Annotated in this window: 13 protein-coding genes; 7 read left to right on the top strand and 6 right to left on the bottom strand. The window is 65.8% G+C overall.

Going from position 1 to position 15,579, the window contains the following annotated elements:
- Nucleotides 1–79 precede the first annotated feature (79 nt).
- The 3 genes from WKB88_RS16795 (at nucleotide 80) to WKB88_RS16785 (ending at nucleotide 4,026) form a co-directional block, all read left to right on the top strand.
- Entirely contained in the window at nucleotides 80–1,369 is a 1,290-nt protein-coding gene (locus WKB88_RS16795; RefSeq protein ID WP_341395698.1) for a sugar ABC transporter substrate-binding protein, read from the top strand.
- A 129-nt stretch (nucleotides 1,370–1,498) separates the two neighbouring features.
- A complete protein-coding gene (locus tag WKB88_RS16790; RefSeq protein WP_341395697.1) occupies nucleotides 1,499–3,106 on the top strand; it encodes an ABC transporter permease subunit in 1,608 nt (535 codons plus the stop codon).
- On the top strand, nucleotides 3,103–4,026 hold the full coding sequence (locus WKB88_RS16785) for a sugar ABC transporter permease (RefSeq protein WP_341395696.1): 924 nt from the start codon (nucleotides 3,103–3,105) through the stop codon (nucleotides 4,024–4,026). The genes WKB88_RS16790 and WKB88_RS16785 overlap by 4 nt, the downstream gene beginning before the upstream one ends.
- Here WKB88_RS16785 and WKB88_RS16780 read toward each other — a convergent pair.
- A complete protein-coding gene (locus tag WKB88_RS16780; protein ID WP_341395694.1) occupies nucleotides 4,023–5,000 on the bottom strand; it encodes an aldo/keto reductase in 978 nt (325 codons plus the stop codon). The two genes, WKB88_RS16785 and WKB88_RS16780, sit on opposite strands and share 4 nt — an antisense overlap.
- A 197-nt stretch (nucleotides 5,001–5,197) precedes the next feature.
- Here WKB88_RS16780 and WKB88_RS16775 point away from each other — a divergent pair, with 197 nt between their 5' ends.
- Both WKB88_RS16775 and WKB88_RS16770 read left to right on the top strand, forming a co-directional pair.
- Nucleotides 5,198–6,226 carry a CHAD domain-containing protein gene (locus tag WKB88_RS16775; RefSeq protein WP_341395693.1) on the top strand — a complete coding sequence of 343 codons (1,029 nt, stop codon included), beginning with the start codon at nucleotides 5,198–5,200 and terminating at the stop codon, nucleotides 6,224–6,226.
- 55 nt (nucleotides 6,227–6,281) lie between these two features.
- Nucleotides 6,282–7,850: an MFS transporter gene (locus WKB88_RS16770; protein ID WP_341395692.1), complete on the top strand. Its 1,569-nt coding sequence runs from the start codon at nucleotides 6,282–6,284 to the stop codon at nucleotides 7,848–7,850.
- A 4-nt stretch (nucleotides 7,851–7,854) separates the two neighbouring features.
- On the opposite strand, the gene WKB88_RS16765 is transcribed toward WKB88_RS16770, so the two are convergent.
- Nucleotides 7,855–8,889: an LLM class flavin-dependent oxidoreductase gene (locus WKB88_RS16765; RefSeq protein WP_341395752.1), complete on the bottom strand. Its 1,035-nt coding sequence runs from the start codon at nucleotides 8,887–8,889 to the stop codon at nucleotides 7,855–7,857.
- Nucleotides 8,890–9,290: 401 nt separating this feature from the next.
- Between WKB88_RS16765 and WKB88_RS16760 the strand changes: the two genes are divergently transcribed.
- On the top strand, nucleotides 9,291–10,364 hold the full coding sequence (locus WKB88_RS16760) for a lipid II:glycine glycyltransferase FemX (RefSeq protein ID WP_341395691.1): 1,074 nt from the start codon (nucleotides 9,291–9,293) through the stop codon (nucleotides 10,362–10,364).
- 360 nt (nucleotides 10,365–10,724) lie between these two features.
- Entirely contained in the window at nucleotides 10,725–12,314 is a 1,590-nt protein-coding gene (locus tag WKB88_RS16755; RefSeq protein WP_341395690.1) for a threonine/serine exporter family protein, read from the top strand.
- Between the two features lie 33 nt (nucleotides 12,315–12,347).
- On the opposite strand, the gene WKB88_RS16750 is transcribed toward WKB88_RS16755, so the two are convergent.
- The 4 genes from WKB88_RS16750 to WKB88_RS16735 are packed head-to-tail and all read right to left on the bottom strand — an operon-like array spanning nucleotide 12,348 to nucleotide 15,556.
- On the bottom strand, nucleotides 12,348–13,205 hold the full coding sequence (locus tag WKB88_RS16750; RefSeq protein ID WP_341395689.1) for a siderophore-interacting protein: 858 nt from the start codon (nucleotides 13,203–13,205) through the stop codon (nucleotides 12,348–12,350).
- A 31-nt stretch (nucleotides 13,206–13,236) separates the two neighbouring features.
- A complete protein-coding gene (locus WKB88_RS16745) occupies nucleotides 13,237–14,040 on the bottom strand; it encodes a uracil-DNA glycosylase (protein WP_445818948.1) in 804 nt (267 codons plus the stop codon).
- Nucleotides 14,041–14,072: 32 nt separating this feature from the next.
- Entirely contained in the window at nucleotides 14,073–15,071 is a 999-nt protein-coding gene (locus WKB88_RS16740) for a cation diffusion facilitator family transporter (RefSeq protein ID WP_341395688.1), read from the bottom strand.
- A complete protein-coding gene (locus WKB88_RS16735) occupies nucleotides 15,068–15,556 on the bottom strand; it encodes a transporter substrate-binding domain-containing protein (RefSeq protein WP_341395687.1) in 489 nt (162 codons plus the stop codon). The genes WKB88_RS16740 and WKB88_RS16735 overlap by 4 nt, the downstream gene beginning before the upstream one ends.
- Nucleotides 15,557–15,579 lie beyond the last annotated feature (23 nt).

The following is a 15,579-nucleotide window of genomic DNA, read 5'->3' as shown; positions in this document are numbered from 1 at the left end:
CTGCGCCAGCGCAGGAGGCCCGGACAGCAGCGCTGAAAAACGCCGGAATCCATTTTGAAAATTTAGGAGAGGTTCACCAATGAAGGTGCACACCACGGGTATGACGGCGTCTCGCCGCCGCTCCCTCGCTCTCGGGGCCGTTTCGGTCACCGCTGCTCTTGTCCTGACCGCCTGCGGCGGCGGTGATTCCGCCGAAAGCGCGGACTCCACGGACCTGTCCACCGCCGGCGCCACCACACTCACCATGTGGGTCGATGCGGAACGCTCGCCGGCTCTGACCGATGTCACGGCCCAGTTCAAGGAAGACACCGGCATTGAAATCAAGCTGGTGACGAAGGACTTCGAGAAGGTCTCCGACGACTTCATCACACAGGTCCCCAGCGGAAAAGGTCCCGACCTGATCGTGGGCCCGCACGACTGGCTGGGCAAATTTGTCCTGAACGGCGTAATTTCCCCGATCGAGCTGGGTGACAAGGCAGCAGACTTCCAGGAGTCCGCGGTCGCCGCCATGACCTATGAGGGCAGCACCTACGGTGTGCCCTACTCCATCGAGAACATCGGTCTGCTGCGCAACGCGGACCTGGTTCCCGAACCGGCAGCAACCATGGACGAAGTCATTGCCAACGGCAAGGACGCCGTTGCCACCAAGGGCGCCGAGTTCCCGTTCCTGGTAGGGATGGATCCCAAGCAGGGCGACCCGTACCACCTGTACCCGTTCCAGACCTCCATGGGTGTTCCCGTCTTCGGAACTGACGAGACCGGCGGCTATGATGCGTCGAAGCTGGAGCTGGGCAACGAAAACGGTGCTGCTTTCGCCGCAAAGGTGAAGGAATGGGGCGAGGCCGGAGCCGGCATCCTGAACTCCAACATCACCGCAGACATTGCCAAGGAAAAGTTCAACGCCGGAGCGTCCCCGTATTTCCTGACGGGGCCGTGGAACGTGCCGCTGGCGGAGGAAGCCGGGATCAACGTCGTCGTTGACCCGCTGCCGACCGCGGGCGATCAGCCGGCGCAGCCCTTTGTGGGCGTCAACGGCTTCTTCATCAGCTCCAAGAGCGCGAACTCCCTGGCCGCCACTGAGTTTGCCCTGAACTACCTCACCACCGAGGCCGTGCAGGACGCCATGTTTGAAGGCGGCGGACGTCCGCCGGCCCTGAATGCGTCGTTCGACAAGGCAGCCGCAGACCCGACTGTCGCCGCCTTTGGCGAGATCGGCGCCAACGGCGTCCCCATGCCGGCCATCCCGGAAATGGGTGCTGTTTGGGCCGACTGGGGCGGCACTGAGCTTGCCCTGATCAAGGGCCAGGGCGATCCAGCAGAGTCCTGGGCAACGATGGTCAGCAACGTCGAAGCGAAGATCGCCAAGTAGTCCGGCGTCAGCCGCACCTGAGATAGAAACCGCTCCGGCCTTCCGCCGGGGCACGAGGTATGCGGGCCGGGACACTGCCCCTTTATGGAGCGCAGTGTCCCGGCCCGAACCGGTTCAAGGAGAACCCCGATGGTTGATCAGCTGGACACCCCTGTCCGCCCAGACATTTCCGCACGAACGCCCAAGCGCCGCCGCGGGCCCGATTCCATGACAGGCCTTCTGGCCAAAATTCTGCTCCTGGGCCTGACGGATGCGTTTGCCGTCTATGTCCTCATGGCCCTGTTCATGAGCGAAAAATGGGCCGTCCTTGCGGTGGCGGCAGCGGTGACCGTGCTGATCAACTGGATCTACCTCCGCCGCGGCGGCCTGCCGGCCAAGTACCTGGCACCGGGAGTCCTGTTCCTGGTGGTCTTCCAGGTTTTTGTGGTGGTGTACAGCGGCTATATCGCCTTCACCAACTACGGCGACGGGCACAACAGCAGCAAGGACGACGCCGTTTCAGCCATCTCCATGAGCGCCCAGAAGCGCGTTCCGGATTCTCCGGCATACCAGGTGTCCGTGGTGGAAAAGGACGATGTCCTGTCGCTTCTGGTCACTGATCCCGACGCCGGCGTCCGGATCGGCACCACGGGTGAACCGCTCAAGGAGGCTGAGGGCGCCGAAATCGGCGGCACAGGCAAAGCCGTGGCAGCCGAGGGGTACCGCACCCTGAGCTTCAACGAACTGCTTGCCGTCCAGCAGGAAATCACCGACATCAAAGTTCCGCTCTCCGATGACCTCGACGACGGCGTCCTGCAGACCGCCGACGGTTCCAATGCCTACGTGTTCAAACCGGTGCTGGTCTACGACGAAGCGGCGGACACCTTCACGGATACCGAGACCGGCACCGTTTATACGGACGGCGGCGAGGGATCCTTTGTGAGCGCCGACGGCGAACGCCTCGCCACCGGCTGGAAGGTGGGGGTGGGGTTCGAGAACTTCGAACGGGCCTTCACCGATCCGGACCTCCGCGGGCCGCTGCTCAGCGTCATCGTATGGACCTTCACGTTTGCGCTCGGATCGGTGCTGCTGTGCTTTGGTCTTGGGCTGTTCCTGGCTCTGACCTTCAACCATCCGAACCTGCGCGGCAAAAAGATCTACCGCACCATCATGATCCTGCCCTATGCCTTCCCGGCATTCCTGGCCGGCCTGGTCTGGTCCGGAATGCTGAACCAGGAGTTCGGATTCATCAACGCCACCCTGTTCGGCGGCGCCGACATCCCGTGGCTGACCGACCCCTGGCTGGCGAAATTCAGTGTGCTGCTGGTGAACACGTGGCTCGGGTTCCCCTATATGTTCCTGGTCTGCACCGGCGCCCTGCAGTCCCTGCCGGAGGATGTCAACGAGGCCGCCCGCATGGACGGGGCATCCGCGTGGCGGATCTTCCGCTCCATCAAGCTGCCGCTGCTGCTGGTCTCCACCGCACCGCTGCTGATCTCGACGTTTGCCTTCAACTTCAACAACTTCAACGTGATCTTCATGCTTACGGGCGGCGGGCCCAGGTTCACCGACACCAACATGGACATCGGGGCCACGGACCTGCTGATCACGCTGGTCTACAAGGTGGCTTTCGGCCAGGGGTCCGGACGTGACTACGGGCTGGCCAGCGCGCTTGCCGTCATCATCTTCATCATCGTGGCAGTTATCTCCGCGGTCAGCTTCCGGCAGACCAAGGCGCTGGAGGAAGTGAATTCATGAGCAACTCGACATTGGCCCCGGCTCGGACCAACACCGGCCCGGCCAGCCCTGCACAACCCCGCAAACCCTTCGGCGCATGGTTCCGGGACAAGGGGTGGCGGCACCTGGTGGGCCTGGTCATGGGCGTTTTTGCGCTCTTCCCGCTGGCATATGTGCTCTCCGCCGCGCTCAGCTCCAACGGAACCCTGGTTTCGGCAAGCGGCCTGTTTTCCACCATCGAGTTCGACAACTTCGTGGACCTGTTCTCGGATCCGCAGAAGCCCTTCGCCCGGTGGTTCCTGAACACGCTCGTCGTCGGGCTCATTACCAGCGCCGGCACCGTGTTCCTGGGTGCCCTGGCCGCGTACTCCTTCTCCCGGATGCGCTTTACCGGACGCCGCTTCGGCCTGCTGAGCCTGATGCTCCTGCAGATGTTCCCGCAGATGCTCGGCGTTGTGGCGATTTTCCTGCTGCTGAGCGGAATCTCCGACGTCGTGCCGTGGCTGGGCCTGGGGAGCCAGACCGGCCTGATCATGGTCTACCTCGGCGGCGCCCTCGGCGTGAACACCTACCTGATGTACGGGTTCTTCAACACGGTTCCGAAGTCCCTGGACGAGGCCGCGCGCATCGACGGAGCAAGCCACATCCAGATTTTCTTCACGATCATCCTGCGGCTGGTCACGCCCATCCTGGCGATTGTGGGGCTGCTGTCCTTCATCACCGCTACCGGCGAGTTCCTGATTGCGTCCATTGTCCTGAACGACCCCGAAGCACAGACCCTGGCGGTGGGCCTCTACTCCTTCGTGGGTGACAGCCAGTCGCGCACCTGGGGTGTCTTCTCCGCCGGTGCGGTCCTGGCCGCCCTGCCGGTGATGGCGCTGTTCCTGTTCCTGCAGCGCTTCATCTCCTCCGGCCTGGTTGCCGGAGCAGTGAAGGGCTAGAAACCTGCCACGTGCCGGGGGGTGTAGTGCTGCTCCAGCTCGTCCAGATCCTCCGGCGTGAGCTGCAGGTCCAGGGCCGCGGCGGCGTCGTCCAGATGCCCGGCGGCGGAGGCACCGAGCACCGGGGCCGTCACCGCCGGGTGGGTGAGGACCCAGGCCAGGGCAACCTGGGCCCGTGTCACGCCGTGCCGCTGCGCTACGGCGAGTACGGCGTCGGCGACGGCCCGGTTGGGTACGTCCTGCCCCGTATAGAGGGAGTGTCCCAGGGCGTCCTGGGACTGCCGCCGGCTTCCCTGCTGCCAGTCCCGCGCCAGCCGCCCGCGGGCCAGCGGGGAATAGGCCAGCACACCGGTGCCGGTGGCACTGCAGAGGGGAATCATTTCCCGTTCCTCCTCGCGGTACACCAGGTTGTAATGCGCCTGCATGGTCACAAACCGAGACCAGCCGTGGGCCTGCTGCAGCGTGAGCGCCCGGGCGAATTGCCAGGCATACATGGTGGAGGCGCCCAGGTACCGGACTTTCCCCGACCGCACCAGCCCGTCGAGTGTTTCCAGCGTTTCCTCGAGCGGGGTGGAGGCATCCCAGCGGTGAACCTGGTAGAGATCAATGTAGTCGGTGCCCAGGCGCCGAAGGCTCTCGTCCACCTGCCACAGAATGTGTTTGCGCGAGAGGCCCCAGCCGTTGGGACCTGGCATCATTTCGCCGTGGACCTTGGTGGCGATCACCACTTCATCACGCCGGGCATACTTCAGCAGTGCGGCCCCCGTAATTTCCTCGCTGTCGCCGGAGGAGTAGACGTTGGCCGTGTCAAAGAAATTGATCCCCAGTTCAAGGGCCCTGCGCAGGATGGGCCTGGACTCCGGAGCCCGCAGCGTCCAGCCGTGGTTGCCGTGGTTGGGGTCACCGAAGGTCATGCACCCGAGACCGACAGCCGACACCGTGGCTCCGGAACTTCCCAGCTTTACGAATCTCATATCGCTTCACACGGCCCTAGTGTTCCTCGTCGGAATTTCAGCCTGCAGCGGTTACCGCCGGGCGGGCGGGCCGGACAGCGGCACGGTACCGCGATGCTACCGCCGGAGCTGCACCCGGTACAGCGATGCGGGACTGTTTCCCCCTGCCGCGGCACAAACCCCTGCCGTTGCGCCGTTTCCCGGCCCTATACTGAGCCATGCCCACCCCTCAGGATCCGGAAACCCCGCTGCATACGCCACGGCTCAGCGGCGGAGCGGATTCCGCCGTCGCTGCCGCCGAGCCCCGCCCCGAGGGTGGCCTTGCTGCACAGCAGGCCGCCGTGCGGGTCGGCGCCCTGAGCCTCGGGCCTCCGCAGCCAGAGGGTCCCGCCGGACTCCTGCTGCTGGCATATCTGCGGAATCAGTTCCTGGCCATGCTGGCGGAGGATCCGCGCGTACGGGCAGACCATGCAGACGCGGTGCACAAGATGCGGGTCAGCACCCGGCGGATGCGTTCGGCGCTGTCGAGTTACCGCAAAGTGCTTGCACCGGAGCCGGCCCGCGAAGTGCGCACCGAACTCAAATGGTTTGCCGGGGTCCTGGGTGCGGCCCGCGACGCCCAGGTGCTGCGCGCGCGGCTGCAGGCTCTTGTCGGAACCCAGCCTGCCGAACTGGTGATGGGGACGGTGCAGCAGCGCATTGACGAGGAACTGCTCGGCGACTATCGCATGGCTCATGCGGAAGTGGCCCGCGTGCTCGACGGCGACCGTTACCGGCGCCTGCTGGAACGGCTTGAGTCGGTGATCGGCAGCCCCGAATTTACGGCCGCAGCAGAGGCACCGGCTGCCCAAACCGCGGGCCGGATGCTGCGCCGCGACCGCAAGCGCCTGCACCGGCAGGTGCGGGACGCCCGCGAGGCCCGCAGCGAGGACCACCGGTCGGAATCACTGCACGACGCCCGCAAGGATGCCAAGCGGCTGCGCTATGCCGCCGAGGTTGCCCAGCCGGTGCGGGCCTCCGGTTCCGCCGAACTGGCCGCCGGCGCTGAGCATGTGCAAAAGATCCTCGGAGAATACCAGGACAGCGTCGTTAGCCGGGACTACCTGCGCCGGCTGGGTGCCGCCGCGGCCGGTGCCGGCTACAACGGCTTCACCTACGGGCGGCTGCACGCCCTGGAGGAAGAACGCGGGGAGAGCGCACGCAAGCGGTTCCGCAAGGCATGGGCAGATTTTCCCCGGGTGGTCTGAACCGGGGTATTTGAACGGCGCATCTGAACCGGCGCGTCCGGACGGAGGTATCCCGATGGAGACGGCATCTCCCTGGGCGCCGCTGCGCCGCCGCATGTTCCTGATTCTGTGGCTTGCCAATATCGGGTCGAGCATCGGCACCTGGATGCAGACCGTGGGAGCCCAGTGGTATCTGGTCGAAAACAGTTCCAACCCCGCCCTCGTGTCCCTGGTCCAGACGGCCAACCTGGCACCGTCCCTGCTGCTTGGCTTCATCGCGGGGGTCCTGGCAGATGCGTTCAACCGGCGGCGCCTCATTCTGGGCTCCAATCTTTTCGCCGCCGGTGCCGCGGCTGTCCTGACCGTGATTGCTGCGCTGGATCTGCTGGATCCGGACTCGCTGCTGCTGTACACCTTTCTGATCGGCTGCGGGGTGGCCCTGAGCCAGCCTGCCTGGCAGGCGATCACTCCCGAGCTCGTGCCCCGGGAGGAAATCAGGTCCGCATCCGCCCTCAGCAGCATGGCGGTCAACGGAGCGCGTGCGGTGGGGCCGGCACTGGCCGGGGTGCTCGTGTCCTTTTTCGGTCCGGCCTTCGTATTTGGCCTCAACGCCGTGTCTTTTTTGGGAACAGCGGTTGCGGTCTACATCTGGCGGGCGCCGCCGGAGCCGGAGGATCCCGAACGGATGCGGGAAGCGCTGGCCGCGGGCATGCGCTACATCAGGGCGGCCCCGCGCATCCGGCGCGTGCTGCTCCGGACCGCCCTCTTCATGGTTCCGGCCAGTGCGCTGTATGCACTGCTCCCCGTGGCAGTCAACGGGCACCTCCGGCTCGGTTCCGCCGGCTACGGGCTGCTGCTGGGTGCGCTGGGTGTCGGCGCCGTTGCGGGGGTCATCCTGCTGCCGAAGGTCAAAGACCGCATTAATGACAACCTGATGCTGGGATTGGCAGCCGCCGTTTTTGGCGCCGCGGCTTTTGCGGCCGGCTTCCTGCCCGCGCCTGTGCTGGGAGTTCTGCTGGTCTTCGCCGGCATCGCCTGGATCGCAACCCTGTCCATCCTTAACAGCGCCATGCAGCTCACGCTGCCGGAATGGGTGCGGGCCCGCGGGCTTTCCGTCTACCTCATGGTGACCACCGGGGCTCAGGCGGTTGGCGCCGTCGTGTGGGGTTCCCTGGCCACCGCCTACGGCTACGCACCGGTGCTGGCTGCGGCGGGAGCCGTCCTGGGGGCAGCGGGGCTGAGCGTCACCGTGCTGCCGCTGCTGCCGCGCACCGGCCGGCTGGACCGCAGCATCGCGGAAGCTGACCTCGGGATCGAGGCGACGCAGGAGCCGGCCCCCGACGCCGGGCCGGTCACCATTCTCATCGCCTATGAACTGGCTCCCGGGAAGGCTGCGGAGTTTGTTCAGCTCATGCATGAGGTGCGTCTCTCCCGGATGCGCACCGGCGCGCGGGACTGGGAGCTGGTCCACTCGGTGACGGATGCGCGCCAGTTCCGCGAGATTTACGACGTCGCGACCTGGCGCGAATACCTGCGCCAGGAGCAGGAGCGCATCACCGGAGAGGATCGGAAGCTGATTGACAAGGCGGCGGGCCTGGCCGAGGAGGAACCGCGCATCCGCTGGTTCCTCCCGGCGTCGGCCTGAGCCGCTAGGCCAGCTGCTCGCGCACCAGCGGTGCAACCTCTGTGCCGTACAGGCGGATGCAGTTCATCAACAGCTCGTGCGGCAGGGTGCCCAGGCTGTATTTAAGGTCAAAACGGCTTAGCTCCAGCTCCCGGGCCACTCGAACGATCTTGGCGGCAACGGTCTGCGGGGAGCCGATGAACAGGGCTCCGTCCGGGCCGGCGGACGCGAGGTAATCACTGTGGGTGGTGGGACTCCATCCGCGCTCGCGCCCGATCCGGTTCTGCATCCGCTCGAAATGCGGCCAGGCCTCCTCGAGTGCCTGCTCGTCAGTGGCAGCGACATAACCGGGGGAGTGCGCGCCCACAGGAAGCAGGGGCCGGCCGAACTGGTCCAGCGCCCGCTTGTACAGGTCTACAAACGGCGCGAACCTTGCCGGTTCGCCGCCGATAATGGCCAGCATCAGCGGCAGCCCGTAGTGGGCCGCCCGGACCACGGACTGGGGTGTGCCCCCGACGGCGATCCACACCGGCAGCTCACCGCCGGCGGTGGGGGGATAGACCCGCTGGTTCTGCAGCGGGGCCCGCGTGTTGCCGCTCCACGTCACCGGGGTTTCGCGGCGCAGTTCAGCAAAGAGCTCCAGCTTTTCCTCGAAGAGCTCGTCGTACTGCGCCAGTTCGAGCCCGAACAGCGGAAAGGACTCCGTAAAGGAGCCGCGGCCCAGGATCACTTCGGCGCGGCCGTTGGAAACGGCGTCGAGGGTTGAGAACCGCTGGAAGACCCGGATCGGATCGTCGGAGCTCAGGACGGTGACCGCCGAGCCCAGCCGGATCCGGCTGGTCTGCCCGGCAATCGCGGCGAGGACCACCTCCGGCGCCGACACGGCAAAATCCTCCCGGTGATGCTCTCCGATGCCAATAAAATCGATGCCGACCGAGTCGGCCAGCACCGCCTCTGCCACCACGTTGCGCAGCACCTGGTGCTGCGGCAGCCGTTCGCCTCCGGCGTCCGAGGTGACATCACCGAAGGTGTCCAATCCGAGTTCCAGCCGCTGTCCCATGGTGCTCCCCATCCCCGCAAAGTTCATGTGTTTGCATTTAGTGTAGCCGGGGCGGACAGGCTCCTGTGTTCCTCCGCCTCGTTTGTCCCTCACCCCGGGGTTTGTCCCTTACCCCGGGCCCGCAGGGCGGGCAGGGAGATGGGCGGAACTACCTGTTCCGGGGAGCGCCCGGCCAGGCAGGGCTGCGGCCTGCGGCGCCGAGGGCTGACGCTGGTTTGGCCTGCAGCTGCGTGCACGGGAGCACGGGGGAACTCACAGGGGACCCTCTGGGGAAATTTCATTGAGTGATCCCCCCAGCGGATAGACTTGAGGACGGTCCGGAGCCCGTGGTGCGGGTTCCGCAGGGGACCAGCCGCAGATGGTGCAAGCGATCAAGCGATCAAGCGATTAGTTGAGGTATTTTGCGAGACTTTAGTGCACGCCTGGCCACCGCCGAGGAAAAAGAGAAATGGGACAGCCACGTGCAGTCCAACCCGGGCGGCGGGAACGTGCTGCAGTCCGCGTCCTACGCGGAGGTTAAATCCCACCACGGATGGAATCCCATCCACTTGGTGTTTACCGGCCGCGGCTATACGACATACAACCTGGCAATCGAAAAAAAGGTGCCCGGATTGGGCAGCCTCTGGTACCTCATCAAGGGCCCCGATGTTGCTGAGCCCTCGCATGTGCCGGAGGTCCTCGACGCGCTGCGCCGGTTCATCAAGGAATCCAAGCGAAACGTGTTTGCCGTGAAAGTGGAGCCGGACATCGTCGACAGCCCCCAGGTGCGGGCTCAGTTCGAAGGTGCCGGGCTGGTCAAGACCTTCAACCTGCAGCCCAACGACTCCACTGCGTTGCTGGACACCACCCCGGACATCGAGCAGGTCCTGAAGAACATCTCCTCGCGCGGGCGCAACGCTGTCCGCCGGGCAATCCGGGAAGGTGCCGACGTCCGCCGGGTGGAGCCCACCGAAGAGAACATGCGCACCATGTACAAACTGATGAGCCACATCGAGGACCGCTCCTCGGCCCGGATGCGCTCCTACGAGTATTACCACCGCTTCTGGTCCAACTTCGTGGAAGCAGGCCAGGGCCGGTTCTACTTCGCCTTCGAAGACGGCGAGCCCACCGTAGGTGCCTTTGTCATCGCCTACGGAAAGAAGGGCACCTACAAGGACGGGGGGTCCAAGCCCCGCCGCAGCCAGTACGGTGACTCGCACCTGGTCCAGTGGACGGCCATCTCCGAGCTGAAGGAAGACTTCGGAATCGAGGAGTATGACTTCTGCGGGACGCCTCCCAGCGACCAGTTGAAAAACAAGGAACACCCCCACCACGGCCTGGGTCTTTTCAAGACCAGCTTCTCGAAGACCGTCACGGACTTCGTGGGCTGCTACGACCTGGTGCTGGACCCGGTGCGGTACAAGATCTGGAACACGATCGGCGAACGCGTCGCGCGGCAGATCTACTGGCGCCGTCACCAGCAGCCGTTTTACTAACAGCAAAAGCCTGAACGGGATTCAGGCAACAGAGGCGAAAGGGTGAGTCCTTTGGAAAACACGTCCGATGCAGACCGCCAAAAGCCTGCACAGAACCCCGATCCGATGGTGGGGCTGATACCGGTTATCCAGTCTCCCGGCAACGGTGGAACTTCCGGAAACCAGCCTTCAGGGCAGGGGCCAAAGGCCGCGGGGGGAAGCAAAAAAGCACCCGCCGGCGCGAAGATTCGGCGCCCTGCCGCTCCCGGCAAAGCGCCGAAGGGCTCCGGGTCCGCCGGCACCGCTGGCCTGCCCACTGGCCCCGGCGGTTTTGGGCTCAGGAGCACCCGTCCCAAACCGCCGCCGCCCACCACCTCCGTCATGCAGACTCCCGTCAAGGGCACTTCGGGCGGAACGGGTACAGGACGCATCCGGTTGCCCTCCGGAGGGTTCGGCGGCGGCAAGTCCGCCCAGCCGTCAGAGACGGCGCAGTCGCCGCGGAAGCCGCGCGCCCGCAAGACCGTGCCGGGGCAGCACGGCACGAGTTCCAGCGCAGCCCGGCAGCAGGACCGCTCATCGGCAGCGGCCCGTCGGATGCTGCGCAAGCTGGTGCAGGGAGAGACTCCTCCCACCCAGGCCATGTCCATCGTGGAGCGGCTGGCAGGTTCCCCGTACGCCAACCCCCTGGTGCGAACCGCGGGCCCGGATGCATCGGCGCGGAAGACCCTGGACCTGGCCCTCAGCCTGGCCGAAACCATGTTCCGCTACGGTGCCGGTGCCCTTGAAGTGGAGACGGCGATCATCGCAGTGACCGCTGCCTTTGGCCTGGAGAGCATCGAGGTGGACATCACCAACCAGTCGGTGCTGCTGAACTACTCGCCCAAGGACCAGACGCCCATCACGGTCATGCGCGTGGTGCGCTCGTGGACCAACAACTATGCCGGGTTGGGGCTGGTCCACCAGCTGGTGACGGACATTATCGACGGTGGAATCTCGCGCGCCGAAGCTTCCAACCGGCTGAACGAGATCACCCATCAGCCGAAGCCGTTCCCGAGGTGGGCCGTGACGGCCTCAACCGGCGTGTTTGCCGCGGCTATTGTGGGCTTCATCGGCGGCGGACCGCTGGCTTCGCTGGTGGCTTTCCTCAGTACCGTCCTGGTCAGTCTCCTGCAGCGGCTGCTGGGACGCTGGCGGGTGCCGGACTTCTTCAGCACCGCTGCCAGCGGCTTTGTCGTCACCGCCATCGCCATGCTGTTCTGGTCCTTCGACGTGCCGATCTCTCCGGGCATTGTGGTGGCCGGCGGGATCCTGCTGCTCCTGCCGACGGGCCGGCTGGTCTCTGCCGTGCAGGATGCGATCAACGGGTTCCCGGTTACTGCTTCGGGACGTTTCCTGTCAGCGTTCCTGACCTTCGGAGCGCTGGTGGCAGGCATCGCCGTCGCGCTTGTTGTGGGGGCACTGGCGGGCATGCCGAGGCTGGACGTGACCAACGTTGCCGCCTCGCAGTACCCCTTTGCGGTGACCATGCTGCTGCTGGCCGTGGCGCTGGGCACGATCTGCGTGGTGGAACAGTCTCCGATGAATCTGGTGCTGCCCACCGTCCTGACCGGAGCGGCGGGCTTCCTGGTGTTCCAGCTGTCGGAAATGGTGGGCGTTGGCCCCCGGCTCACGCCGGCCGTCGCTGCCATTTTCATCGGCATGGTGGCACGGATGATCGCGCTTCGAATGGGGGCGCCGCAGCTGATCGTTGCTGTTCCGGCAGTGCTCTTCCTGTTCCCCGGGCTGAGCATCTTCCGCGCCATGTACGGCCTGAGTATCGGTACTGACGACTTCACCGCCGGCGCCGTCGGAATCTTCAATGCGCTGACGGTGATCCTGGCGATTGCCGGCGGCGTGGTGTTCGGCGACAACCTCGCCCGGCCCCTGACGCGAAACCTGTCCGGCAATGACCGCCGGAACCGGCGCCGGTAGGCAGCCGGCGGAAAGGCCCCGGACGGCAAGAATCTAGAGGATTTTGCCGACCGGGGTCTTTTTTTCTGCCTGGAATGCGTCTTCTGTGCGCCCCGCAGCCCAGTATCCGGACAGCGACACCTGCCGGCGTTCCAGTCCGCGCATCGTGAAGAAGACATCCCGCAGGGCCTTCATTGCCTCCCGCTCGCCGTGCGCGAAGACCTGAACGTCGTTGCTTGGCCAAGGCGCGGCCGAGACGGCTGCCGCCAGCATGCCGGTGTTTCCCGCCGGCGTGTCCCCCCGGTACAGCCAGGTCACGGAGATGCCTTCCGGCGCCGTGAGCGGCTGGCGGTCCTCGGGACCGCCCACCTCCAGGAACACCTGCCCGACGGCGGAGACCGGCAGGGCCTCCAGCGCCGCAGCCGTGGCGGGCAGGGCGGATTCATCGGCAGCGAACAGATACCAGCCGGCGTCGGGGTCGGGATTGAAGGCACCCCCTGGCCCCGAGAACGTCAGTGCTTCACCGGCTCTAGCCTGTGCGGCCCACGGGCCGGCCAGGCCTTCGTCCCCGTGCACCACAAAATCAATGGCCAGCTCGCGGGCTGCAGGGTTCACGCTGCGGACCGTGTAGGTGCGCGACACCGGCCATTCCTCCCGGGGAAAGGAACTCCGAAGGGACTCGAGGTCGGACGTCCCGTCCAGCGGTTTGCCGTCCGGGCCAAACCAGATTTTGCAGTAGGCGTCGGCGCAGCCGTTGGCGGTGAAACTCCCGAAGTTCGGACCGCCGGCATAAATGCGCACCATGTGAGGCGTCAGCTGTTCCCGCCGCAGGACCTCGAGGGTTAGCAGCGGGCGGGCCCGGCGGGGCACGTCCTGCGCGGGCTTCTCGGCGGGCACGGAAGGGTCAGGCATGCGGGTTGGTCTCCTCGGTAAAGGGTTTCTCCTACCGTATCGCGTCCAGCCGCCAGTCCACCGGCTGTGCTCCCTGCTCCTGCAGCAGCTCATTGGTGCGGCTGAAAGGGCGGGAGCCGAAGAACCCGCGCGACGCGGAAAGCGGGCTCGGATGGGCCGATTCAATCCGGGGTGTGCCTTCCAGCAGCGGAACGATGGACCGCGCATCATTGCCCCAGAGGACAGCCACCAAAGGGACGGGGCTGCCGTCGGAAGAGCGGCGGCCGGCCACGGCGCGGACAGCCAGTTCGGTGATCTGCTCCCAGCCGCGCCTCCGGTGCGACCCGGCGCTGCCGGCGCGGACCGTCATGACCCGGTTCAGCAGCAGGACACCCTGGTCGGACCAGGCACTGAGATCGCCGTGCGGGCACGGGGGGATGCCCAGGTCTGCGTCGAGTTCCTTGTAGATGTTGTTCAGGCTCCGCGGTAGCGGGCGCACGCCGCGGTCCACCGAGAAGGACAAACCGACGGCGTGGCCGGGAGTCGGGTAGGGATCCTGGCCAATCAGCAGGACCTTGACGTCAGCAAGCGGGCGGGAAAACGCCCGGAGAATATGGCCCGGAGCGGGCAGCACGGGAAAGCCGGAGCGGCGCTCCTCCTCAAGGAATCCTGCGATTCGGTGCAGTTCCGGGGCGGCCGGGGCCAGGGCCCTGGCCCAATCCGGTGCCATGAAGTCTGTCAGCGGCGCCGGAGCCGCGAAAGGGAACGGTTCTCCCTCCGTGCCGGAGCCGGAGCCGGACTTGGGTCCCTCGGCGGCGGATGGCAGTGAAAAGAGTGTCGGATCATTAGAGCTCACGTTTCCACCCTAGGTCCGGAAGTATTTGCGCGTCATTCCTCGCTGCCCGACTGATGCACGCCGCTGCGGCCTCCGAGTTCCTCCGGCAGGTTCTGCACGGGAACCACCACCGTGTCGGCCAGCTTCCAATCGATGCCGGCGCAGCCCTCGCGTGCCTCCGCCAGCCGGGACAGTGACAGGGGCGTGCCCTTGACGGGCACCACGAAGGCTTCGACATGGAAGACCTGGCCCTGGTCGCGCATCCGCACCCCGGCTGCCTCCACCCACGGCAGCCCGTGCAGATAGCCCGTCACTTCTTCCGCCAGCGGGTGCGGCTCCGCTTCATCGAAGGTGGTAGCCGCCGTGTCCACGAGGTCGGTGACCGCCCCGCGCATGTTGCGCAGCCCGTCGCGAAGGATGCTCAGGGCGATGAAGAGGGCGGCGGCTGCATCAGCCCACCAGAAACCGAGCCCGATTCCCGCGACCCCGACGATGGAACCCACCGCGGTCATCCAATCGGCTTTGTTCATGTCGGCGTCCGCATACAGGACCTTGTTGTGGAGCTGCCGTGCGAGGCGGATCTTGATTCGACCGACGATCACCGGAGGGATGGTGGTCACCGCCATTACTGCCATCATCAGCCAGCCCAGCCAAATCTGGCTTCCGAACATTTCTACTGTGCCGATCGGCGGATGCTCGCCTTTCATCAACCCCGTCGCCGACTCATAGATGAGAAAGGACCCCATGACAGTCAGCGCCACGGCCGCCACCAGATGGGCGACGCCGATGGAACGGTGATAGCCGTACGGGTAGCGGGTGCCCGGCGGCCGGGCCACGAGGCGGACGGCGAGCAGGAAGGCCAGCGGCGGGATGAAGGAGAGCATGTCCTCGATCCAGGCTGCCCGCATGGCCTGGGAGTTGCCCATGACCAGGAAGACGGCAGTCACGGTGACCGCAAGGAAACCGATGGTTATCCACTCCAGCCGCACGGCGCGGCGAAGTGCGTCAGATTGCTCTTGGGGCAGTTCGGTCCGTCCCTGCTGCCTGGTCATTTGCCGGCCTCCCTGTCGGCCAGGAATTGTTCAAGGCGTGAAAGGAACGCGTTTTCGCCCAGCGGCGCCGCCAGTACATGTTTCTCTGAGTCTCCCCAGCGGTTCGTGCTCTCGGCATAGGGCCGTGTCACCGCCGCTTTGCCGGTCCATGGGGTTGACTCGGTCAGCCCGCCGATCACCAGGTCCAGGTCACCTTGCTTGAGGGCCTCCATAAGGTACTCTTCGCCGCCCTCGACCCATTCAACACCGGCATCCAGGGACTCGGCGAAATCCCGGGCCAGGTCGGCTTCCGTGCCCGCCGGTTCAGCCCCGCCAACGTCCGTGGCCGGCGGGGAGTGGGACACACCCACCCGAAGGGTGCCGCCCGTGACACGGTCCAGTGTCCCCTCCGGATCTGCTGGAAAGTTTGAACACGACGCCCCGGCAAAGGTGAAGGCAACCAGCAGCAGTGCTGCCACCGTCCGGGTTCCGAGCTTCGCAAACATAGCATCAGACCATAGCCCACAAC

Source organism: Arthrobacter sp. G119Y2, from assembly GCF_038069765.1.
GTDB lineage: Bacteria > Actinomycetota > Actinomycetes > Actinomycetales > Micrococcaceae > Arthrobacter_B.
The sequence above is the reverse complement of the archived record's forward strand: the minus strand, read 5'-3'. Positions and strand labels throughout refer to the sequence as shown.